The 21300-nt window shown below is 60.2% G+C and carries 21 protein-coding genes and 1 pseudogene; 13 read left to right on the forward strand and 9 right to left on the reverse strand.

Features of this window, described 5'->3' with window-relative positions; genetic code table 11:
* Positions 1-2: 2 nt before the first annotated feature.
* Both ACR0B5_RS17340 and deoC read right to left on the reverse strand, forming a co-directional pair.
* Positions 3-2336 (reverse strand): aldehyde dehydrogenase family protein, encoded by a 2334-nt coding sequence (locus ACR0B5_RS17340; protein WP_480542145.1) that lies wholly within the window; start codon positions 2334-2336, stop codon positions 3-5.
* A gap of 11 nt (positions 2337-2347) precedes the next feature.
* Complete coding sequence (deoC, locus tag ACR0B5_RS17345; RefSeq protein WP_480542147.1) at positions 2348-3346, reverse strand: deoxyribose-phosphate aldolase; 999 nt, start codon at positions 3344-3346, stop codon at positions 2348-2350.
* Between the two features lie 202 nt (positions 3347-3548).
* Between deoC and ACR0B5_RS17350 the strand changes: the two genes are divergently transcribed.
* The 7 genes from ACR0B5_RS17350 to ACR0B5_RS17380 all read left to right on the forward strand — a co-directional run bounded on the left by ACR0B5_RS17350 (position 3549) and on the right by ACR0B5_RS17380 (position 12242).
* The gene (locus ACR0B5_RS17350) at positions 3549-4508 is read left to right on the forward strand and encodes a metal ABC transporter solute-binding protein, Zn/Mn family (RefSeq protein ID WP_480542149.1); all 960 of its coding nucleotides are present in this window, start codon (positions 3549-3551) and stop codon (positions 4506-4508) included.
* A 3-nt stretch (positions 4509-4511) separates the two neighbouring features.
* Positions 4512-5315: a metal ABC transporter ATP-binding protein gene (locus ACR0B5_RS17355; RefSeq protein WP_480542151.1), complete on the forward strand. Its 804-nt coding sequence runs from the start codon at positions 4512-4514 to the stop codon at positions 5313-5315.
* 3 nt (positions 5316-5318) lie between these two features.
* Positions 5319-6524, forward strand: coding sequence for a metal ABC transporter permease (locus tag ACR0B5_RS17360; RefSeq protein ID WP_480542153.1), 1206 nt, complete (start codon positions 5319-5321; stop codon positions 6522-6524).
* Entirely contained in the window at positions 6521-7450 is a 930-nt protein-coding gene (locus tag ACR0B5_RS17365; RefSeq protein ID WP_480542155.1) for a metal ABC transporter permease, read from the forward strand. Before ACR0B5_RS17360 ends, ACR0B5_RS17365 begins: the two co-directional genes overlap by 4 nt.
* A 288-nt stretch (positions 7451-7738) precedes the next feature.
* On the forward strand, positions 7739-9601 hold the full coding sequence (gene mutL / locus ACR0B5_RS17370; protein ID WP_480542157.1) for a DNA mismatch repair endonuclease MutL: 1863 nt from the start codon (positions 7739-7741) through the stop codon (positions 9599-9601).
* A gap of 57 nt (positions 9602-9658) precedes the next feature.
* Positions 9659-10888 carry a DNA recombination protein RmuC gene (locus ACR0B5_RS17375; RefSeq protein WP_480542159.1) on the forward strand — a complete coding sequence of 410 codons (1230 nt, stop codon included), beginning with the start codon at positions 9659-9661 and terminating at the stop codon, positions 10886-10888.
* A gap of 28 nt (positions 10889-10916) precedes the next feature.
* Positions 10917-12242 carry an adenylate/guanylate cyclase domain-containing protein gene (locus tag ACR0B5_RS17380; protein WP_480542161.1) on the forward strand — a complete coding sequence of 442 codons (1326 nt, stop codon included), beginning with the start codon at positions 10917-10919 and terminating at the stop codon, positions 12240-12242.
* A gap of 4 nt (positions 12243-12246) precedes the next feature.
* Here the strand turns inward: ACR0B5_RS17380 and ACR0B5_RS17385 are convergent, their stop codons facing one another.
* Genes ACR0B5_RS17385 through ACR0B5_RS17395 form a run of 3 tightly spaced genes read right to left on the reverse strand, consistent with a single transcriptional unit; the run spans position 12247 to position 13873 of the window.
* The gene (locus ACR0B5_RS17385; RefSeq protein ID WP_480542163.1) at positions 12247-12651 is read right to left on the reverse strand and encodes a hypothetical protein; all 405 of its coding nucleotides are present in this window, start codon (positions 12649-12651) and stop codon (positions 12247-12249) included.
* Between the two features lie 45 nt (positions 12652-12696).
* Positions 12697-13347, reverse strand: coding sequence for a ChrR family anti-sigma-E factor (locus ACR0B5_RS17390; RefSeq protein ID WP_480542183.1), 651 nt, complete (start codon positions 13345-13347; stop codon positions 12697-12699).
* 10 nt (positions 13348-13357) lie between these two features.
* Positions 13358-13873, reverse strand: a complete 516-nt coding sequence (locus ACR0B5_RS17395; RefSeq protein ID WP_475220036.1) for a sigma-70 family RNA polymerase sigma factor — start codon at positions 13871-13873, stop codon at positions 13358-13360.
* Positions 13874-14164: 291 nt separating this feature from the next.
* Here ACR0B5_RS17395 and ACR0B5_RS17400 point away from each other — a divergent pair, with 291 nt between their 5' ends.
* The 4 genes from ACR0B5_RS17400 to ACR0B5_RS17415 all read left to right on the forward strand — a co-directional run bounded on the left by ACR0B5_RS17400 (position 14165) and on the right by ACR0B5_RS17415 (position 15967).
* Entirely contained in the window at positions 14165-14935 is a 771-nt protein-coding gene (locus ACR0B5_RS17400; protein WP_480542165.1) for a DUF1365 domain-containing protein, read from the forward strand.
* A gap of 87 nt (positions 14936-15022) precedes the next feature.
* Entirely contained in the window at positions 15023-15340 is a 318-nt protein-coding gene (locus ACR0B5_RS17405) for a DUF3775 domain-containing protein (protein ID WP_480542167.1), read from the forward strand.
* Positions 15341-15479: 139 nt separating this feature from the next.
* On the forward strand, positions 15480-15707 hold the full coding sequence (locus ACR0B5_RS17410) for a DUF1127 domain-containing protein (RefSeq protein WP_170379288.1): 228 nt from the start codon (positions 15480-15482) through the stop codon (positions 15705-15707).
* 56 nt (positions 15708-15763) lie between these two features.
* Complete coding sequence (locus tag ACR0B5_RS17415; protein ID WP_170492715.1) at positions 15764-15967, forward strand: DUF1127 domain-containing protein; 204 nt, start codon at positions 15764-15766, stop codon at positions 15965-15967.
* Between the two features lie 103 nt (positions 15968-16070).
* On the opposite strand, the gene ACR0B5_RS17420 is transcribed toward ACR0B5_RS17415, so the two are convergent.
* From ACR0B5_RS17420 to ACR0B5_RS17435, 4 genes are read right to left on the reverse strand one after another with little or no spacing between them, the layout of a single operon-like run.
* Positions 16071-17213, reverse strand: coding sequence for a saccharopine dehydrogenase family protein (locus tag ACR0B5_RS17420; protein WP_480542169.1), 1143 nt, complete (start codon positions 17211-17213; stop codon positions 16071-16073).
* 3 nt (positions 17214-17216) lie between these two features.
* Positions 17217-18269, reverse strand: a complete 1053-nt coding sequence (locus ACR0B5_RS17425) for a saccharopine dehydrogenase (protein ID WP_480542171.1) — start codon at positions 18267-18269, stop codon at positions 17217-17219.
* 14 nt (positions 18270-18283) lie between these two features.
* The gene (locus ACR0B5_RS17430) at positions 18284-18898 is read right to left on the reverse strand and encodes a glutathione S-transferase family protein (RefSeq protein ID WP_480542173.1); all 615 of its coding nucleotides are present in this window, start codon (positions 18896-18898) and stop codon (positions 18284-18286) included.
* A 10-nt stretch (positions 18899-18908) separates the two neighbouring features.
* A complete protein-coding gene (locus ACR0B5_RS17435; RefSeq protein ID WP_480542175.1) occupies positions 18909-19559 on the reverse strand; it encodes a histidine phosphatase family protein in 651 nt (216 codons plus the stop codon).
* Positions 19560-19695: 136 nt separating this feature from the next.
* On the opposite strand from ACR0B5_RS17435, the gene ACR0B5_RS17440 reads away from it, so the two are divergent.
* A complete protein-coding gene (locus ACR0B5_RS17440; protein WP_480542177.1) occupies positions 19696-20889 on the forward strand; it encodes a Zn-dependent hydrolase in 1194 nt (397 codons plus the stop codon).
* A gap of 290 nt (positions 20890-21179) precedes the next feature.
* Positions 21180-21300 (forward strand): annotated as a pseudogene (gcvT, locus tag ACR0B5_RS17445) (glycine cleavage system aminomethyltransferase GcvT); the annotation flags it as partial.

Below are 21300 nucleotides of genomic sequence, written 5' to 3' on the forward strand. Positions count from 1 at the left end.
CCCTACTCGCCGTAGGGCACCCAGATGTTTTTCACTTCGGTCGCAGCCTGCAGGAAGCGGCGCGAATGGTCCATGCTCCAGTCAAATGCCGTCGCGTTATTGACCCAGGTCCGTTTCAGGTTCCCGGCTGAGACCACCTCGATCTCTTTCGACAGATCCGTCGACGAGAACGACCAGACCGCATCCACGTTAAGGTGAGAGGCTAGAGGTTTTGCCAATTCCGCATGACTGCCGGTCAGGATATTGACTACACCTGCGGGCACGTCCGAAGTTTCGAGGATCTGATAGAAATCCGTCGCCGCCAGCGGATACGGCTCCGACGCCGCCAGGACCACCCGGTTCCCCATCGCAATCGCAGGGGCCATCGCCGAGACCAGACCCAACAGCGGCGCCTCATCCGCGCAGAGCGCGCCGATCACGCCGACGGGTTCTTTCATGGCGATTGCCACGCCCCGGATCGGAACGCCATGCACTTGACCGTCATATTTGTCGGCCCAGGCCGCTGCAGTGAACAGCCGCTGGATCGAGGCTTCGACCTCTTTCGCGCCGTCTTTTTTGCCGGTCATGGCGTCGATACGGGCGGCGAACTCACCCGCGCGGGCCGAGAGGTTTTCGCCGATATAGTACAGAATTTGTGCCCGCAGATGACCGGTTGTCTTGGACCAGCCTTTCGCGCCTGCTGCGGCTTCTACCGCGTTGCGGACGTCCTTGCGGTTCGCCAGACCTACATGGCCCAGCAGGCCCGACTTGCCCCAGACAGGTTTCGAATAGCCGCCATCGGGCCGTGCCTGCTTGCCGCCAACATACATCTTGGCGGTTCGGTCGATAGGATCGACCGGAGCCCCTTCGCCGACGGTCGCCTCGACCTTGGTCAACGGCTTGGCCTTGCCTTTGGGCTTGGTATAGGCCGTCAGCCCCTCCCAGCCACCTTCCCGTCCAAAACCGCTTTCGCGCACACCGCCGAACCCGGCGGCGGCGTCGAACAGGTTGGTGGCATTCACCCAGACCACACCAGCAACCAGCTTGGGCGCGATATCCAGCGCGAGGTTCACATTCTCGGTCCAGACCGTCGCGGCCAGCCCGTAGCGGGTGTTGTTCGCCAGTTCGACCGCCTCAGCCGGGGTGCGGAAAGTCGAGGAGACCAGAACCGGGCCAAAGATCTCCTCCTGCATCAGAGGGTCCGAGGTCTCGAGCCCCGAGATCAGTGTTGGCGGGTAATAGCAGCCGTTTTCCGGCAGCTCACAGGCGGCCTGATGCACGTGGCCCACCGTGTTGCTGTCGACCATGGCTTTGATCGTCTGCAACTGAACCGGGTCCACAACCGCGCCCACATCGATGCATTTGTCCAGCGGATCACCGACGCGCAAGCCGTCCATCCGGGCGCGCAGCTTGTCGTGGAAACGGTCGGCAACGCCCTCTTGCACCAGCAGGCGGGACCCTGCACAGCAGACCTGCCCCTGATTGAACCAGATCGCATCGACCAGACCTTCGATCGCGGAATCGATATCGGCGTCGTCGAATACGATGTAAGCGGACTTGCCGCCCAGCTCCAAGGTCAGCTCCTTACCCGAACCCGCGGTCGCCTCGCGAATACGCCGTCCCACAACGGTCGAGCCGGTAAACGCGATCTTGTCCACGTCCGCATTTACGATCATCTCGCCTACCGCGCCGTCTCCGGTCACGATATTGACGACGCCCTTGGGCAGCCCTGCCTGTGAGCAGATATCAGCGAACAGCAGCGCGGTCAGCGAGGTGTATTCGGCCGGTTTCAGAACCACTGTATTCCCCATCGCCAGCGCGGGCGCGATCTTCCAGGCCAGCATCAGCAAAGGGAAGTTCCACGGGATGATCTGGCCACACACGCCCAAGGCCTCAGCATCGGGCAACTCGCTTTCCATCAATTGCGCCATACCGGCGTGATAGTAGAAATGCCGCTGCGCCAGCGGGATGTCGATGTCACGCGATTCACGGATCGGCTTGCCATTGTCCATGCTCTCCAGCACGGCGAACAGGCGCGAATGTTTCTGCAACAGCCGCGCAATGGCATAGAGATACCGCGCCCGGCCTGCGCCACCCAGTTTCTCCCACTTGGGCTGTGCCTTGCGGGCAGCGGTGACGGCGGCGTCCACATCCGCCTGCTTGGCTTGGGTCAGCTTGGCCAGCACCTCTCCGGTCGCGGGGTTGCGGCTTTCGAACCCTTTGCCCGGTTTGGTGAAACTCCCGTCCATATAGTGACCGAACGCATCGCCCTGATCGACTAGCCAGGCCAACGCCTCAGCTGCGCTTTCGGGGGCGGGGCCATAGTCCATGGTCTCGAAGATTTCTTTGACTGTCATTGTTCTTTTCCTCAGCCCATGGAGTGACGATAACCGGCGGAATACGCGCCCGTCACATAATGTTCCAACTGCCGTTCGATATCGCCCAGAAGTGACGAGGCGCCAAAGCGGAACAGGTCCGGCTCCAGCCAGCGGTCGCCCAGTTCATCCTTGATCAGCGACAAATAAACCAAGGCATCCTTGGCCTTCGAGATACCACCCGCAGGCTTGTACCCCACACGATACCCGGTGCGGTCATAGTAGTCGCGAATCGCGCGGATCATCACCAGCGATACGGGCAGAGTAGCGTTGACGCTTTCCTTCCCGGTCGAGGTTTTGATGAAATCCGCCCCCGCCATAATGCAGACCAGCGAGGCGCGCGCGACGTTGCGCAGGCTGCCCAGCTCTCCGGTCGCCAGAATGGCTTTGACATGGGCATCGCCGCAGGCAGCGCGGAAGGCCTTCATCTCATCATACAAAGCCTGCCAATCGCCCGACAGCACGTGACGGCGCGAGATGACGATGTCGATTTCTTCTGCTCCGGCTTTTACGCTCTCTTCGATCTCGGCCACGCGCAGATGGAACGGAGACAGGCCTGCCGGAAACCCGGTGGAGACGGCAGCCACGGGTATCCCAGTGCCTTTCAAAGCGGCAACGGCAGTTTCGATCATATCGTGGTAGACACAGACGGCCCCGGTTGTGATCGCAGGCATATCCAGCGCTTGCAAAGTTGCTGGCGCAACCGGTTGGCGCGCCTTGGCGCACAAACGGCGCACGCGTCCCACTGTGTCGTCACCCGATAGAGTGGTGAGGTCGATCATCGTGACCGCCTTCAACAGCCACGCGGCCTGATAGTCCTTCTTCACCGATCGCCGACCGGGCAGGGTTGCCGCTCGGCGTTCAATGGCTGAGGTATTGGCCTGCACGGCCCGAACCCAATCCAGATCAAGATCCATTCCGGGGTTTCTGGGTTCAGTGACTTGCGGCAGATGCGCGGTGCGCACGGGGCTGTCTGAGCGCTGCGGTTCCATTCTCACATCCTTTGGGAGGTTTGCGCCAAAGTCGCACGGCTTGGCGGTAAATGGAAGGCAGCAGAGCGGTTTCGTGGAGGTTTTTTGACCATTTGGACAAATAAATTAGGATTTTGTTGCGACTAATTCGCAATAGCATTGACTTAGTTGCGAGTCGTTCTCATATTTAATCGCAACAGGGTCCGAATTCCGGAGATCAACCATGATTCGTCGCAGTTTCCTTGCTGCTCTCGCTATAGCTATCGCTAGCGCCATGCCGCTTGCTGCATGGGCGCAGGCGCCGCTGAAAGTCGTGGCGACGACCGGCATGATTGCCGACGCCGTGCGACAGGTCGGTGGCGATCAGGTTGAGGTAAAGGGCCTCATGGGTCCCGGCGTTGATCCGCATGCCTATCGCCAGACCCGCAGCGATATCGTCGCCATGACCCGCGCGGATCTGGTGCTGTGGCACGGTCTCTACCTTGAGGCGCAGATGGAAGATTTCTTTGAAGACCTCGGCCGCAAGCAGACCGTGGTTGCCGTGGCCGAAAGCGTCGATAAATCGAAGCTGCGCGCGCATGATGACTATGCCGACAAATATGACCCGCATATCTGGATGAGCCCGGTCCTGTGGGCCGATGTGGTCGCCAAAGTCCAAGAGACGCTAACGGAGGCCCGCCCCGAGGCTGCCGAGACTTTTGCCACAAACGCACAGGCGCATCTGGCCGAGCTGGACACCTTGTCAGCCTATGCAGAACAGGCCCTGACCGCAGTGCCCGAAGAAAGCCGCGTACTGCTGACCGCCCATGACGCCTTTGGCTATTTCGGTGCGGCATATGGCTATGAGGTGATGGGCGTGCAGGGCATCTCGACCCAGTCAGAGGCCGGTCTGAATCGGATCGGAGAGTTGGTCGACACTCTGGTCGACCGCCAGTTGACCGCCGTGTTCGTGGAAAGCTCGGTCTCGGATCGCTCGATGCGCGCGCTGATCGAAGGCGCTGCGGCCAAGGGGCACAAGGTCTCGGTCGGGGGTGAGCTGTATTCCGATGCCATGGGCGAGCCTGGTACCTATGAGGGCACCTATGTCGGCATGCTGGATCACAATATCACCGTGATCGCAGGGGCCTTGGGGGCGGATGTTCCCGATCAGGGTCTGAACGGCAAACTGTCTGCGGGGTTTTGAGTGATGCTAGAGCTTGCAGCTGTTCAGGGTGTTTCCGTCGAAGACCAAGGGATTGAGGCCAGCCCGCTGGCGGTGCGTGGTCTGACAGTCTCATACGGTCAGAAGCCTGCTGTATTCTCGGTGGACATGACGGTCCAGCCGGGAGCGATGACCGCGATTATTGGCCCAAACGGGGCAGGGAAATCGACACTCCTGAAAGCTGCGCTTGGGATCGTGACGCCCTTGTCCGGGCAGGTGACTGTATTTGGTCAACCGCTCGAGGAACAACGTGCCCGGATCGCCTATGTCCCGCAGCGCGCCAGTGTTGACTGGGATTTCCCGACCCGCGTAATTGATGTGGTTCTCATGGGCCTGTCGCGTCAACTGGGCCTGTTGGGCCGTGTCCGCGCGCGGCACAAAGCGGCTGCAATGGATTGCCTGAACCGCGTTGGCATGCGCGATTTTGCAGATCGTCAGATCGGCCAGTTGTCCGGCGGCCAGCAACAGCGGGTGTTCCTAGCCCGTGCCTTGGCGCAGGACGCCGATCTTTACCTGTTGGACGAGCCCTTCGCCGGTGTCGATGCGGCCACCGAAAAAGCCATCATCGCAGTGCTGAAATCGCTGAAAGAGGCGGGCAAGACCGTGGTAGTCGTCCATCACGATCTGGCCACGGTCTCGGACTACTTTGATCATGTCTTTCTGATCAACACGTGCAAGATCGCCGAGGGCTCGGTGGCGCAGGCCTTTACCGCTGAAACCCTGCAATCCGCATACGGAGGCCGTTTGGCCACCGCGCAAATCGACCAGATTTCGCGCGCGCTGGGGTAGGGAATGCTCTGGGATGCGCTCAGCCTGCAGCTTGGCTACAACGCCACGCTGGTCGCTATTGGTGCGAGCTTGCTGGGAGTCTCGGCCGGCGTGACTGGCACCTTTCTATTTTTGCGCAAACGCGCGCTGGTCAGTGACGCGATCAGCCATGCGACTTTGCCGGGGGTCTGTCTGGCCTTCATGTTGCTTGTGGCTTTGGGTGGGGACGGGCGTAACCTGCTGGGGCTGCTGGTCGGATCGGCAGCGTCGGCCTGGGTGGGTCTGCTCTGCTTGAACTGGCTAACACGTCACACCCGACTGGCCGAGGATGCAGCCATCGGCGTGGTTCTGTCAGTGTTCTTCGGCTTCGGAATCGTTCTGCTGACCGTCATTCAGACCATGGGCGTTGGTCGGCAAGCGGGGTTGGAGGGATTCCTTCTGGGCTCAACCGCCGGGATGCTGTGGGCGGATGCCTTGATCATCGCGATCGGAGGCGCGGCGACTCTGGTGCTAGTGATGATCCTGCGCCGCCCGATGACTTTGGTGGCGTTTGACCCCGAATATGCCGCGGCCCGGGGCTTGCCCGTGCATCGCATTGACCTCGCGATGATGGGGTTGGTGATGGCGGTCACTGTGGTCGGCCTGAAAATCGTCGGCCTGATCCTGATCGTGGCTTTGCTGATCATCCCCCCGGTCACCGCGCGGTTCTGGTCCGAGCGGTCGGATCGCGTTGTCTTGCTGGCCGGTCTCGCGGGTGGTTTGGCAGGCTATATCGGTGCCGCCTTGTCGGCCACTGCGCCGAATCTGCCGACTGGGCCAATCATCGTCCTGGTCAGCTTCGCCTTCTTCGTCTTGTCCCTGTTCCTCGCCCCGGTCCGAGGGGTTCTGGCCGCCGTTCTGCGCCATCTGAGGTTCCAACGTCGGGTGCATATCCGACAAGGGCTGTTGGCTTTGGCGCAAGGCCAGAAAATCTACGAGCCTTTGACCCTGCGCCTGTTGCGCCGGGCTGACCTTGTGCGCGCCGATGGCGTGGCGACCGAGGCTGGCAAAGCTCGCGCTGCCAAAGCGTTGCGCGATGAAAAGCGGTGGGAGGTCGTTCGCGCAGATCAGGCGCACGAAGCGGCTGCCGCGCTATACGATGGCCTGCGTGACATCGAAACCGTACTGACCAAGGATCAGATCGCTGAAATAGACAATCGCATCGGCGGACCACAGGAGGTTCCGGTATGAGCGGTGAGGAATTCGTACCCCTGTCGCTGACGCCGCTGCTGATCGGCACTTTCGCGGCGATAGCCTGCGCCTTGCCCGGCAATTTCCTCGTGCTGCGCAAACAGGCGCTGATCGGGGATGCGATCAGCCATGTGGTCCTGCCCGGCATCGTTGTGGCCTTTCTGCTGACCGGAGCGATCTCGACCTGGCCCATGATGCTGGGCGCGGCGGGCGCGGCGATCGTGGCCGTCGTTTTGATCGAGGCGATCAGGAGGCTGGGTCAAATCGAACCGGGCGCGGCGATGGGCGTGGTCTTTACCACCATGTTTGCGGCAGGCGTGCTGCTGTTGGAGCAGACGGATACTTCAACCGTGCATCTGGATGTGGAACATGCGCTGTATGGCAATTTAGAAAGCCTGATCTGGCTGGATGCGACGGGCTGGTCCTCGCTTTGGGACTTGCAGGCCTTGGTCGAGCTGCCGCCTGAACTGCCTCGGATTGCAGTGACCATGCTGGGTGTTTTGCTGTTTACCTGGCTGTTCTGGCGGCCGCTGAAAATCTCGACCTTCGATGAGGGGTTCGCTCGCACCATAGGCATCCGCACGGGCGCGCTAGGGCTGGCGTTGGTCATTGTCGCCGCGATCGCCGCTGTTGCCGCCTTTGATGCCGTCGGTTCGATCATCGTGATTGCCATGTTCATCTGCCCTCCGGCTGCGGCGCGCATGATGACCAACCGGCTAGAGACGCAAATCGCCTGGAGCGTGGGTTTCGCCATCCTCTCAGCCGTGTCGGGCTATGTGCTGGCCGGGTATGGCCCGCTTTGGCTGGGCGCGGCGGACGCCGTCAGCGCGGCAGGGATGATCGCCACTATGTCGGGCGTGATTCTGGCCCTGACCGCCCTCTTCGGCCCGTGCCGCACCCGAGTGGGTGCGCACACGCCTGCTTGAAGCGGCACTTTCCTGCCACTGGTTCCCGCAGGTCATCGGCTGAACTTTGCCCAGAGTAAATAAAGATGACTCTTAATAAGCAATTTAACTAATTGCATGTTAGGTCAATTACATTACCGGCTAACAACTACCACTCACTTCGGTAAGTCCGGGCAGGGTTCGGTGAGGGCGGCACAGCCAGCCCCCGAACACTGTCCGGCCCCCCTCCCTTCTTGATCTGAAAGATCGGCCGATATTACGGTTCAATCCGGTGGCAGAATCGGGCCGTGATGTGCTAGGTCTGGTGGTATGGCGCAGACGACCCCCAATATCAGCGAAATACGACCCGTTATCCGGCAGCTCGACGATGCTGCGATCAACCGCATCGCCGCGGGTGAAGTGGTCGAACGTCCGGCCTCGGCCGTCAAGGAACTGGTCGAGAATGCCATCGACGCCGGAGCCACCCGTATTGCCATAGATATCGCGGGCGGGGGCAAGACCTTGATTCGTGTCACCGATGATGGCTGTGGTATCGCGCCCGAGGATCTGCCGCTGGCCTTGTCGCGCCATGCGACCTCGAAAATCGACGGGTCGGACCTTTTGAACATTCACACCTTCGGCTTTCGGGGTGAAGCTTTGCCCTCGCTCGGCGCGGTAGGTCGTTTGTTGATCACCAGCCGCGTTCCGGGGGCGAATGCGGCGTCAATTGCGGTTTCGGGCGGCAAGATGGAGGCGGTGAAGCCCGCCGCCCTTCGTGCAGGCACAGTGGTCGAGCTGCGCGATCTGTTTTTCGCCACGCCGGCGCGGCTTAAGTTCATGCGCACCGATCGGGCCGAGGCGCAGGCCATTGGCGATACGGTCAAACGCCTCGCCATGGCTGAGCCTTCCGTCACGTTCACCTTGCGCGACATCTCGGGCGGAGGTGAGGGCCGCGTGACCTTCCGAGCTGATCGCGAGAATGGCGATCTTTTCGATGCCCTCCACGCCCGTCTGGCCCGCGTGATCGGGCGCGAGTTCGCCGAAAACGCCCTGCAGATCAATGCGACCCGCGAAGGCATCCGGTTGTACGGTTATGCTGCCCTTCCGACCTATTCGCGCGGAGCTGCGGTCGCGCAATACCTGTTCGTCAATGGCCGTCCGGTCCGTGACAAGATGCTCACGGGCGCGCTTCGGGCCGCGTATTTCGATTTCCTCAGCCGCGACCGACACCCGGCTGCGGCGCTTTTCATCGACTGCGATCCGACGCTGGTAGACGTCAATGTGCACCCAGCCAAGTCAGAGGTTCGGTTTCGCGACCCCGGCGTTGCGCGCGGTTTGATCGTTTCCGCCCTGCGCCATGCGCTGGCCGAGGCGGGGCATCGTGCGTCCTCGACCGTTGCCAACGCAACATTGGGCGCGATGCGGCCCGAGGCGCCTCAGCCCATCCCTGCGCGGGTCTACCAGATGGACCGGCCGTCCCACGCGGCCCGGCAAGCAGCATATCGGGCGCAATCCCCCGGCTTTGCTGAATTGGCAAGGGACTTTAGCGGCAGCATTGTTGAGCCGACCCCGGTTGTGACCCCGGTGACCGCTGAAGAACCCGCGCCTCAGGACCTGCCCTTGGGGGCCGCTCGTGGGCAGGTGCATGAGAATTACATCATCGCGCAAACCACCGACGGGATGGTCATCGTGGACCAGCATGCCGCGCATGAGCGGTTGGTCTATGAAAAACTCAAAACGCAAATGGCCGAGCACGGTGTCGCAGCGCAGGCTTTGCTGATCCCCGAGATCGTTGAGCTGTCCGAAGGCGATTGCGCGCGGTTGATGGCGGTGGCCGAAGACCTCTCGCGCCTTGGTCTGACGCTTGAGCCTTTTGGCGGCGGTGCTATTGCCGTGCGCGAAACCCCCGCCATTCTGGGTGAGGTCGATGCCCGCGCGATGATCCTGGATATCCTCGATGAGCTGGCCGATCAGGGCGACAGTCAGATGGTACAGGCGCGGATTGAGGCGATCCTCAGCCGCGTTGCCTGCCATGGCTCAATCCGCTCTGGCCGCCGGATGCGGGCCGAGGAAATGAACGCCCTGCTGCGCGAGATGGAGGCCACCCCGCATTCCGGCCAATGCAACCACGGGCGACCCACTTATGTTGAACTGAAACTCAGCGATATCGAGCGCCTGTTCGGGCGCAGTTGATCCGGTCTCGCGAAGCGTTTAAGAAGATAGAAACAAAACGAGAACACACAGGTTTATATGATCGAGATTGCAGGCACCCAATATGCACTGAATGACCCCGTAATCCTCGTTGCGGGTGGCGTTCTGGCGCTGATCCTTTTGTTGCTGTTCCTGTCGCTGCGGGCGTCGCAGCGTTCCGCGCGGATGGCAGAACCTCTGGCGCGTCAGATGGCACATCTTGGGCAACATGTGCAGGCTTTGGGGCAGGGTCAGGAGCAATTGCGCGGCGGGTTGCAGCATGTCTCGGACACGCAGGCCAATGCGCAGGTGCAGGTGATTCAGACGGTCGAAGCCCGCTTGTCCTCGGTACAGCAGCAGATGAATGACCGGCTGGCCGACAATGCCATGAAATCGGCCCGCGCGCTGGCCGAAATGCAGGAGCGGATGAAGGAATCACTGCATGGGTCCTCCAAACAGACCGCGACCTCGCTGACCCAGCTGCAAGAGCGGTTGGCCGCCATCGACAAGGCGCAGGACAACATCACCAAGCTGTCCGGCGATGTTTTGTCGCTGCAGGATATCCTGTCGAACAAACAGACGCGGGGCGCGTTTGGTGAGATTCAGCTGAATGACATCGTCTCCAAAGCGCTGCCGCATGACAGTTTCCAGTTACAGGCAACCCTCTCGAACGGACGCAGGGCGGATTGTCTGATTCATCTGCCGAACCCTCCGGGGCCGATTGTGATCGACAGTAAATTCCCGTTGGAGGCCTATGAGGCGCTGATTGGCTCGACCAATGATGCCGAGTTGAAGGCGGCGGTTCAGATGTTCCGCAGCACGGTGCGCAAACACATCAACGATATCGCTGAGAAGTACATTCTGGACGGTGAGACCGCCGATGGCGCGCTGATGTTTTTACCGTCCGAGGCGGTCTATGCCGAGTTGCACGCCAAGTTCCCCGAATTGGTGCAGGAGAGTTTCACCAAACGCGTCTGGGTCGTGTCGCCGACCACCTGCATGGCGACGCTGAATACGATGCGCGCGATCCTCAAGGACGCGCGGATGCGCGAACAAGCAGGCGCCATCCGCAAAGAACTTGGGATGCTGCACAAGGATGTCGAGCGTTTGGGCGACCGCGTTGCCAATTTGGATCGCCATTTCGGGCAGGCGGCCAAGGATATCTCGGACATCAAGATCAGCGCGGAAAAAGCTGGCCGCAGGGCGCAACGGCTTGATAACTTTGATTTTGAGGAACTTGCGCCAGAGGCCCCCTCGGAGGTCGTCCCATTAACGCGGCATGAGGGCTGAGTGCGCATCCTGACAGACAGGTTGCAGTATGAGAAATGTTTCGCACCCGCCTGAAATTGACCAACTGCTGAGAACCGCCGAGCAGGACGCGGAGCAGATCGTTGGCCTTTTGCGGATGGGTGTTGCAGCGGGCCTAGGTGTCTTTTTCCTGGTCACGATCCAACCGGTTTCAAACAGCGGCCATGCGGTTCTGGAGCGCCAATGGGCGTTCGCGTTCGGAACCCTCTTTGCCTATTTCCTGCTTGGCTTCGTGACATGGACAGCGGCCCGCAGGGGGCGCTTTTCGGGTTGGATGGCTTGGCCTGTGTCCGGCGCGGATTCTGTATTCTTGATTGTCTCGGTTTGGTTGGGCTTGCTCAATACCGGCCTTGTCGGGGACGAGGTCTTCGTTTTGCCCGCCGTCTGGCTGGCCCCTGTAGTCCTGGCTTTCGGAGTATTGCGCGGCAACCCCAAGGTCATGTTGATGCAGGTTGTCTTGCTGTCGCTTGGGTTTCTGTTCCTGATCGGGATAGATGCAGGATCTGCGCGGGGTCACACAGACAGCCCCATCTGGCTGTTTCTGGCACCCCCGCCCAACCTGATCCGCGTCTTCATGATCGCCCTGGCCGGAGTGGTTCTGATCGTCGCCGCAAGGCGGGTTCACAAGTTGCTGTTCCAATCCATAACCGAGGCGCAGCGTCGCGCGAACCTGACTCGCTACCTGCCCTCGCAGGTCGTTCAAGACCTCGGCGACAGCGGCTTGGCAGCTTTGAAAAACGGACGCCGCCAAAAGGCCGGTTTGATTTTCATCGATCTGCGCGGTTTCACGACACTGTCGCAACAGCTGGAGCCGGATGAGGTCTCTGAGCTGATCTCAGACTACAGACGCCGGGTCTCGGCCGTTGTGCGTCGGGAAAACGGGATCATCGACAAGTTCATCGGAGACGCCGTCATGATCGTGTTTGACGGAGAACAGGCCGCAAAACGGTGCCTGAACTGCGGCGCGGGACTGTTGAAAGAAATGGCCCGATGGACCGCCGAGCGCAAATCGGCGGGCCTTCCTTCACTTGGCACCGGAATCGGCTTGCATTGGGGTGAGGTTTTTCTCGGAGTGATAGGCGATCAGGACAGGCTGGAGTTTTCAGTGTTCGGAGATGCGGTGAACACAGCCGCAAGGCTTGAAAGCCTGACCCGCGATCTGGAAATGGACCTGATCGTCTCGAACGACCTTGTGACAGCGGCTGGAGGGCCGGACCTCTTGGACGGGCTGGTCAGCATCTCCCCGATCGAGGTCAAAGGCCGCAGCGGTGCGTTGGAGTTGTTGGGGGTTCCTATCCGGTCTGAAAACGCCGAAGACCCCAGCGAGGGCAAGTAGCACCTTACTGGATCGACAGATCCAGATTGTAGCCCACGGTTTTGCCCGTATCCCGGTCATTTCCCATCAGATAGACACGGATCGTATAGTCTCCGTCTTCGGGCAGATCGATCCGGGCAGTGTTGCCGTCAATCGAGCCGTTATAGATCGCGACGCCATCGCTGCCGGGAGACAGGATGTTGAAATAAACCACACCATCGCCATTTGTGTCGCTGACCTTGAGATCGGCAAACATCTCTTGCCCGGCTTTCGCGCCGAGAGAGTAGTCAAAATACTCATCTCCGGTCACGGTACCGTTGACCATTGTGCCAAAGTTGCCTGACTCGAACTTTACTTCGGCCTTCATCTGGGCTGACGCAATCGTGGCAAAGCACGCAATGCCAAGCGCGATCAAACACGTTCGGTTCATGAAAAATCTCCTGTCAGAGGCAGTTCTGATCCGAACTATACACGATCAGATCCGCAGGAAGGGCTGGAAAAGGCGCGGCATCAGTTTGCTAAACTTCAGCGGTGCGTCCGTGACGGCCAGACAGATGCAATCCTCGGTGATGTCCGCCGTCGGCGTGTGATGCAGATCTTCATCTGCAATCTCGACATCGCCACGGGCAAAGCGATCAACCTCATCCGAAAAGGCACCCTGAAGAACCATCGTCAATTCAGTACCGTTGTGGCTGTGATCCGGGACGGCGACACCTGCAGGGATGAACAGCAAGCGGGCGGTGGCCTCTTTGCTGGTCGGCAGGATCGCTTGTTTCACACCCATGCCAATCGGTTTCCACTGAATGTCATCAACTGTCCCACCGACGTAGTCTTGCAGGGGGGTCGGCAGGATGGCGCAGCCCGGACGTGCGGGCTTGGGGGTCGGTGCGCCTTGAGAGATCAGTGCCATCGTCGCGGCGAGGGATGTGTCGCTCATGCTTACTGCGTCAGATTGTTCATCCAGAACATGTCCGCCCACGGCCTCATAGCTTTCGGCGCGCGCACGGCAGTGGTCGCAAAGCGACAGATGGGTTGCGACCATCAGGTCGAACGCCTCGGGCAGAGAGCCGGTGGCATAGGCCATCAGCAGCTCATCTGTCAGGTGATGTTTAATCGACTGGCTCATCTTGCTCATCTCAGTTCATCGCGTGGCGCAAGCGGTCCAGCGCCAACCTAATACGTGATTTGATCGTTCCCAGGGGCAACCCAGTCTGAGACGCAATCTCTCGGTGACTCAGATCACCGAAATACGCCTTCTCGATCAGCTCTCTCTGCGCCTCGGGCAACGCCAGCATGGCGGTGCGCAGCTGCGCGGTTTCCTGTTGCAGCGCAAGGACATCGTCTTGGTCCGGCTCAGCCTCGGGGCCCCATCCCAGTTCCTCGGGTTCAGGGCGACGTTGCTTGCGCAGGACGTCAATGCGCTTGTTCCGAGCGATGGTGAACACCCAAGTGGCCACCGTGGCCCGCGACGGATCGAACAGATGGGCCTTGTGCCACAAGGTCGCCATCACCTCTTGCGCGCACTCTTCGGCCAGCGCAGCGTCTGATCCTGACTTCATCAGGAACGCCTTGATACGCGGCGCGAAATGCTGGAACAGCTCGGCAAAAGCCGCCTGGTCCTGCGCGTCTCGGATGCGCCTGACATGGTCCACCCACTCGGTCCTGGTGTCGCAACTGCCGTTCGTTCCGTTCACCTGTCTACCCTTGATGCGTTTCTTTGCGCGCCAAGGCTGAGGGGCGGCCTGTTCAGCCGCAGGTTCGTCCAAGGTCACGGTATTGATCTCGGTAAACATAACCGGATTACGGGGGGGGCACCAAGGCGGATCACTTTTATGCGACAAAAAAAGTCCAAACCGGGGTGGATTCCGTATTTCAAATAACGTCTCTTTTCTGAAAAAGGCGCAAGTCGAACAATTTACGGGCAAAGCAGGACGCGCGGCGGAATGAAAAATATCGACCACATAGCAGGTTACACCTATCACGGTCGCAAAGGGGCGATTGAAAACGCCTTTCGCTATTCGGTCGATTACATCCTGCTGGACCCCGAGGCCGATCTGTCCACGCCGATGCTTTTTTCGGTCGACCGCGTGAACATCACCAATTGGCGCAGCTCAGATCACGGTGGTGAACCGGGGCAGGGGATCGGAGCCCCATGGCTGCGCGCCCGGTTTGAGGAACTCGAGGTGCCCCAGCCCGCGCGGATCATGTTGCTGACGCAGCCGAGGGTTCTGGGCCATGTTTTCAACCCGGTCAGTTTCTGGTTCTGTTTCGATCAGGAAGGGCAGCTTTACGCCGTGGTCGCTGAGGTCACGAACACTTACGGGACGCGCCACAGCTATGTTTGCCACAAGCCGGGTTTTGCGGTCATCGACCCCTCGGACCGGGTGGTCGCGGACAAGCTGATGCATGTGTCGCCTTTCCAGATGATTGAGGGGAATTACACGTTCCGCTTCGACTATCGTCCCGACCGTGTTGGGGTTTGGATCGACTATGGGCGGGACGGAGGCGGGCTGATTGCCACGCTGACGGGTCCGCGCCAGCCGCTGACCAACCGCTCTATACTATGGTCGTTGGTGCGGCGTCCGTTTGGTGCGCGGCGCACCTTTGCGCTGATCGTATGGCAGGCAATCAAGCTGTGGATCAAAAAAGCCCGGTTTCGTCCGTTCCGCACGGCTCCTGTCCCGGATCAACCGGTGTCGCGGGTTCGGCGATAGTTGCCCCTCTGTTTGCGTAAGATCAAAGACTCAGGGCGCGTGTCGGGGTCTGATGTGTAGAAACCGCGAACAAGAGGAGCTGAAGGCATGTTGGAAATTTCGGCAAGGAAAGTGGCTCAGGTTGCCATGATGGGGCGTGAACTGGGACGGGCCGAAGATGAGCTACGCGCCTTTGTCGACCGGATGAGCGAGGATGAGCAGGCCGAGCTGGTCGCCATTATGTGGATCGGGCGCGAAAGCTTCTTTGCCGAGGATCTGGCCGAGGCCATTGCCACCGCCAAGTCTGAGGCCTCGACCCCCTGCGCCGACTATCTGATCGGCACGCCGCATCTGTCGGACCATCTTGAGAACGGGTTGGATGCATTGGGCATATCGGCTGAGGATATCGAGAACGATCTGATGTAGCCGAAGGCTCCGGATAGCGCGTGCCATCGCGCTCCATCTTCCTAAAGAAACTTTAATGGAACGCTGCTTTTTGGTTAACGCAGCGTCCCTTTATTTGATGTCAGTACTGCACTGAAAATCAAATTTAGGAGGAAAAGAAATGGCACATACACATACTGCAGAAGCCCGGACTGGCCTCTTTGACGGTTTGTTCTCGAACTACGCGGACGCAAAGGTCGAGTTTTTTCGGAGACGCATTTTCTCGAACACGGTGCGTAATCTGGAAAGACTTTCGGATCACCAACTCGCGGATATCGGGATTGATCGGAGCGAGATTAAACAACGCGCCTATGAGAGCGTTTTCAACGGTGCCCCGCTTCGACAATGAAACGGGGTCCGCGACCGTTCGCAAACGCCGTTTTTGTAATGAGTGAGGTAACGAATATGTTTGATGTCATCCCGCCCGCAAATCAGCCAACGCCATCCGCTACGGCTCTGCTGTTGTTTGATCGCGCCATGCGTATCAGGGCCATAAGTCCGGAAATTGTGCGTGCCGCGCAGTATCTGGATGGCTTGAGCGACAATCAGTTGGCCGAGTTGGGCATAAACCGCAGCGATATCGAGGACACGATCAATCGATATATCTGACGCTTAGGCGTCGTAAGAAAAGCCAGGCTTAGAAATGGAAATAATACGATATTGAAGGCCATTCCAGACAAACTGGGATGGCCTTTTTCTTTCTACCGGCTGGTTAACTCAGGTGATCCACGATTTGCAGATGCTGCGCGAGCGTGTCGATTTCACCCATCCAGCCTTGCACCAGTTTCGGATCGCTGGGTGCTGCGTGAACGCCAGCAGGGATGGCGCGGTTCAGGACAGCCTCAACCGCCAGTGAGACCGGGATCGACACCAGACGCGCCATCGCGGTGCCGCGTTCATCGCCCCAGGCATCCATGACGTAGGTTTTGTTCCACACCTCAACGCCATCTTTCTCGGCTTTCAGGCCAACGCACAGCACAACGCGGTCGGGCTCGCCTTCGTCATAGGCGTTCTCGGTCCAGAACTGGTCCGACATCTCTTTCAGACGCGCGTCGCCTTCGGGGCCAGAGAGGGTCTCAATTTCGGAGAACACGTCGGCCCAGGCATCGGTCCAGCCGTTCAGGCGCAGGGTGCCGCGGACGAATTCTTTGACCGGCCAGTGATCCTCAAACTGGTATTCGGCCATGAACGGCAGCGAGTCACGATTGGGGTAGACCTCAAAGCTTTCTGGGGTGGGCAATGGTGCGATATAGCTGCTGATTGCGTCCCATGGGCGGGCGACGTCCAGCGGTGCGTAGTCGCGGATGGATTTTGACGGTGAGCGAAGCGCCTTGAGGACGCCCAGTGGCGACCAGCTGAACTTGTAGCGGAACGGATTCGGGTTCTTGGGGATGCCACCGCAATATGAGATGAAGCTCAGGTGGTTCTGCGCGTCAAAAGCATCCGAGGCGCGGTAGTCGGCCACCAAAGCATGCGCCATCAGGTGGTCGATGCCCGGGTCCAACCCGACCTCATTGACCAAAGCCACACCAGCTTCACGCGCCTTGTCGTCCAGCGCGCGCATTTCGGGCGCGATATAGGACGACGAGACGAAGTTCGCTGCTTTGGAGATTGCCAGCTCCGCCAGCGGCACGTGCCAATCGCCCGGCAACATCGAGACGATCACGTCGCGCTTCTCCAGCACCACGCCCAGAACGTCGATGTCAAAGGTGCGAATGTCGTCGGTCAGGTCGCCGACCTCGGCCTTGGCCTTTTCGATGGTTCGGTTCCAGACGGTAACCTTGTGCCCGCCTTCGATCAGGCGGCGCAGGCCGGGGATGGCCGACAGGCCGGTGCCACACCAGTGAATCGTCATCGCTCAGATCCCTTCGATATGAGTTTTGTAGGTTTTTTCTGCCCGACCCCAGACGCCGCTGTCCAGATCGGTGAGCGTCAGCAGAGACGGCAGCAGTTGCGCCGCGTAGTCCTGCGAGCTTTCGACCGGCAGCATCGAGGGCAGGTTGTCGATGGCCATCACGTCCATCACCGGATCGGTCGCAACGCGCAGGGCGGGGGCCTCCCACGTGGTGGCGCGGTCATAGACCGGGACCGGGTTATAGTCGCTGTCCGGGTCACAGGCCACGTCGCCGATGGCGGTCAACTTGCGCGGCGCGGTCAGCGCCTCGCGCGGAACAAAGACCGGCGTGCCGGGGCGCGCGAAGATGCAGTTCAGGAACAGGTCATGATCCAGGATGTCCGGGAATGGGCCTCGGCTGGCGGTCTCGGCTATGTCCCATTTGGTGACGCTGACACCCATGGCTTCGCACATATCTGCGGCACCCGTGCCGACCCGGCCCAACGCGCCGATAACGATGGCGCGAGGGCGGGTGCCGATGGCGTCCAACTCGGCCAGCAATTCGGCGTTCAGGGCGTCTTTGTTGGCATAGACGCCAACCGGCGGGCATTCCTGTCCGCGTTGCTGTGCGGCCCATGTTTTCAGCGTGACCGCGGCCCCGGCATAGCCAGCCCAATAGCCAAAGGCGGCGACGCGTCGGCCGTCTTCACCGACCAGATATTCCAGATCATAGAGCGTGCCGCCGCCCGCCTTGAACCGCTCTAGCAAAGCCCGACCGGAGTGCTGGCCCTTGTAGGCATGGCCGAACATAATGTGGCGATGCGGCAGGGGGGTGCCGTCCTCGGGCAGCTCTTTCAGGCCGAAGATGATTGCGTCTTGCGGGGCCTCGGGCCAGCTGTTTTCAGCCGCGATCTCGCATCCTGCGTCCTTGTAGCCGTCCAGCGGGATGGCACGGACAGAGCTTTCCTCGACCGTCACACGGATGCCTGCCGCGATTAGCGCTGCGGCGCCTTCGGGGGTCAGCCCGACCCGTTCCTCGTTCGGGCGCTGTTCTGCCCGGACCCAGAGATGTGTCATCGTATTTCCTTTTGTCAGAGCATTCCGGCGGCACGGACCGCCTGAACCGAAGGGCGTGCCTCCATCGCTTCGCGGAAGGCGAGGATTTTGGGGAAGGCCAAGACGTCTACGCCGTCGCCCTCCAGCCAGCTGCACACCACATAAAGGTAGGCATCGGCGAGCGAGAAGGTCTCACCCAGAACAAACGGCCCTCGCAGCCCGTTCGACGAGATGTATTTGCAGGACGCGGTCATGGTCTGCGCGACCTTGTCCTTCATATCCTTCCAGCTGGATTTCTTGTCGGCCCAGCGGTGCCCGCGCATCTTGTGGGCATGGTTCACATGCATGGTCGAGGCGAGGTAGTACATCACCTCGCGCATCCGCGCGGCCATGACCGGGTCTTCGGGGACCAACCCGGCCTGCGGGGCGATAGTCGCGATATAGTCCAGCAACGCGCCGGTTTCGGTCAGGATACCGCCATCCACCGCCAGCGCCGGAACCCGGCCCTTGGGGTTGATCTGCCTGTAGGCGGGCTTGGTCTGTTCGCCATCCGCAAAGTCCAGTCGGATTGCCTCATAGTCCAAACCGGCCTCCTCCAGCGCGATGGCAACAGCGACCGAGATGGTGCGGGGGGAAAAGTAAAGCTGCATCGGGACCTCCTTACAGATGGGTCTGGGCGAATTGCCGGTCTGGCGCTTCAAGATGCGGGGTCGCGTTGAAAAGAACCGGGCTGAGCTGAGCTCCAATCGGGTGGAGGCGGTGCATCGAGGTGTTCATGATGGCAAGCGCCACCCGCGCCATCGACGGGATATCCAGCCCCATTGCCTGCCGCACCACCATCGAGATCAGCCCACCCGAAGTTACGACAATGGCTGGCCCGCCCTCGGTTCCGATCTCATGCAGGGCGGCACTGACGCGGGTTTCAAACTGTTCGAAGGTTTCGGGCGCATCCTGGATGTCGCCATCGGCCCACGCAGCGAAAGTGCGGGGCAGGTGATCAACAAACCCTTCGCGATCAGTCGGGATCGCCACGCCGTGCTGTTCGTGAAACAGCTGCGCCAGGGTGAAATACTCGATCTCGTTCAGGCGTGCGTCGCGAACCGGATCGGGCAGCCCCATGCTCGAGGCCGTTTCAACATGCCGGGTCAGCGTGCCGCAATAGACGCGTGGATAATGTGCCCGCGTATCGCGCAGATGCGCGCCCAGCCAGCGCGCCTGCTGGTGGCCCAGATCGCTGAGCTTGTCATAGTTAACCTCGTCCCGCGCGGCCGTGTTGGCCTGACCGTGACGAACCAGTGTGATATGTGACATGGCGGTCCCTCTTGCAGCGCAAGTCTTAGGGCAGGTTCCGGGCCGGGGCCAGAGGGGTTTGGCAAAAATCGAAGGGTGATTGCAGGTTGCCGCCCGGGCGCTATGGTTGGCCGCGCAAGACGTTTGGGGGGAGTTCATGGCAATCAACGAAAACCGCTTTTTGGCCGATCTGCACAAGCTGCGCGAATTCGGTGCCTCGGGCGTGGGCAAAGGTGTCATCCGCCCTGCCTATTTCGAGGCCGACATTGCCGCCCGGAAATGGCTGGCGAACCGGATGGCCGAAGCGGGCCTGACCCCGCAATTTGATCCGGTCGGGAACCTGTTTGGTTTGGCCGAAGGGCCGTCCCTGCTGATGGGGTCACATAGCGATAGTCAACCCGAGGGCGGTTGGCTCGACGGTGCTTTAGGCGTGATCGCCGCGCTTGAGATTGCGCGCAGTAGCGATCAGCCAGTCTCGGTCGTCAGCTTTCAGGATGAAGAGGGACGGTTTGGCGTCACCACAGGTTCGGCCATCTGGTCGGGCGGGCTGCCTTTGGGTCAGGCGGACAAACTGACCGACCATGCAGGCGTGCCGTTTGCTGCGGCTCGGGGCGCGATGGGCGATCTGGCGGAGGGCTTTGTCGATCCTACCCGTTTCACAGGCTTCATCGAGATGCATATCGAGCAAGGCCCGACGCTTGATACCCAGAAAGAGCAAATCGGCGTTGTCACCGACATCGTCGGCATACGAGATATGGTGGTTCAGTTCGACGGTCAGCAGAACCACGCCGGAACCACGCCGATGCATCTGCGCCGCGACGCTTTCCAGGCTCTGTCTGCGTTCAACACCCGTTTGAACGATCGGTTTCGAAACGTGGTTACGCCGCAAACCGTCTGGACCATTGGGCATGTGGATCTGCACCCCAACGCATCGTCCATTGTACCGGGGCGGGCGCGGTTTTCGATGCAATGGCGTGACGGGGATGCCGACCGTTTGGCAAGGATGGAGGAGATCATTCGCGACACAGCCGCCGAGATCGCCGCAGAGATGAACATGGACCTCAACTACGGCCCGATGCTGGGGTTGGAGCCGGTGGCCATGGACCTCTCGCTGCGCGCCGCGTTGGAGCATGGGGCCGAACAGGTCGCGTCCGGTAAATGGCGCAGGATGCCCTCGGGCGCGCTTCATGATGCCACCAACGTCTCGCGCCTGATGCCGGTTGCCATGCTGTTTGTGCCGTCTATCAACGGAATCAGTCACGATTTCGCCGAGGATACCGCCGAAAGTGACCTGATCGCCGGGCTTCATGTGCTGGATCACGCCGTTCAAAGACTTCAGCCAAAACCGTAATGAGCTGTGGCGAATACGCAAATTCTCAATTGTCTGCATGACCATAGCCAAACTCCGAGTTCAAAGTGCAGCTTCGCAATTGTGCCAGTTATCAACGCTGGGAATATCGCCTGTTGCCTAACGGAAAAAAGTTTCCTATAGGAACATTGCCGATGCATGCGCTCGTATACATGCCCGCTCTGGCTGCGGTTCTGGGCCGAAACACCAAGGCTGAATCGTTGCATTAGAGCCAGCTTGGGGCAAACTTACGAGTATGCGTTCCGACCAATCGATACGAAAAGGTATCTGCCATGACCCACGCACTGAATCGCACTCCACTTTACTCTCTTCACGTTGAGTTGGGTGGAAAGATGGTTGATTTTGCGGGCTGGGAGATGCCTGTTCAATATCCGTTGGGGATTATGGGGGAGC

The organism is Ruegeria sp. AG1, from assembly GCF_056541705.1.

Bases quoted from the DNA above. Each gene is read 5' to 3' on its own strand.
- ACR0B5_RS17340 (WP_480542145.1), bottom strand. From the start codon at position 2,336: ATGACAGTCAAAGAAATCTTCGAGACCATGGACTATGGCCCCGCCCCC.
- ACR0B5_RS17430 (WP_480542173.1), bottom strand. From the start codon at position 18,898: ATGCAGCTTTACTTTTCCCCCCGCACCATCTCGGTCGCTGTTGCCATC.
- ACR0B5_RS17410 (WP_170379288.1), top strand. From the start codon at position 15,480: ATGGCACATACACATACTGCAGAAGCCCGGACTGGCCTCTTTGACGGT.
- ACR0B5_RS17440 (WP_480542177.1), top strand. From the start codon at position 19,696: ATGGCAATCAACGAAAACCGCTTTTTGGCCGATCTGCACAAGCTGCGC.
- deoC (WP_480542147.1), bottom strand. From the start codon at position 3,346: ATGGAACCGCAGCGCTCAGACAGCCCCGTGCGCACCGCGCATCTGCCG.
- ACR0B5_RS17405 (WP_480542167.1), top strand. From the start codon at position 15,023: ATGTTGGAAATTTCGGCAAGGAAAGTGGCTCAGGTTGCCATGATGGGG.
- ACR0B5_RS17375 (WP_480542159.1), top strand. From the start codon at position 9,659: ATGATCGAGATTGCAGGCACCCAATATGCACTGAATGACCCCGTAATC.
- ACR0B5_RS17415 (WP_170492715.1), top strand. From the start codon at position 15,764: ATGTTTGATGTCATCCCGCCCGCAAATCAGCCAACGCCATCCGCTACG.
- ACR0B5_RS17420 (WP_480542169.1), bottom strand. From the start codon at position 17,213: ATGACGATTCACTGGTGTGGCACCGGCCTGTCGGCCATCCCCGGCCTG.
- ACR0B5_RS17400 (WP_480542165.1), top strand. From the start codon at position 14,165: ATGAAAAATATCGACCACATAGCAGGTTACACCTATCACGGTCGCAAA.
- ACR0B5_RS17390 (WP_480542183.1), bottom strand. From the start codon at position 13,347: ATGAGCCAGTCGATTAAACATCACCTGACAGATGAGCTGCTGATGGCC.
- ACR0B5_RS17435 (WP_480542175.1), bottom strand. From the start codon at position 19,559: ATGTCACATATCACACTGGTTCGTCACGGTCAGGCCAACACGGCCGCG.
- ACR0B5_RS17350 (WP_480542149.1), top strand. From the start codon at position 3,549: ATGATTCGTCGCAGTTTCCTTGCTGCTCTCGCTATAGCTATCGCTAGC.
- mutL (WP_480542157.1), top strand. From the start codon at position 7,739: ATGGCGCAGACGACCCCCAATATCAGCGAAATACGACCCGTTATCCGG.
- ACR0B5_RS17380 (WP_480542161.1), top strand. From the start codon at position 10,917: ATGAGAAATGTTTCGCACCCGCCTGAAATTGACCAACTGCTGAGAACC.
- ACR0B5_RS17360 (WP_480542153.1), top strand. From the start codon at position 5,319: ATGCTCTGGGATGCGCTCAGCCTGCAGCTTGGCTACAACGCCACGCTG.
- ACR0B5_RS17425 (WP_480542171.1), bottom strand. From the start codon at position 18,269: ATGACACATCTCTGGGTCCGGGCAGAACAGCGCCCGAACGAGGAACGG.
- ACR0B5_RS17365 (WP_480542155.1), top strand. From the start codon at position 6,521: ATGAGCGGTGAGGAATTCGTACCCCTGTCGCTGACGCCGCTGCTGATC.
- ACR0B5_RS17355 (WP_480542151.1), top strand. From the start codon at position 4,512: ATGCTAGAGCTTGCAGCTGTTCAGGGTGTTTCCGTCGAAGACCAAGGG.
- ACR0B5_RS17385 (WP_480542163.1), bottom strand. From the start codon at position 12,651: ATGAACCGAACGTGTTTGATCGCGCTTGGCATTGCGTGCTTTGCCACG.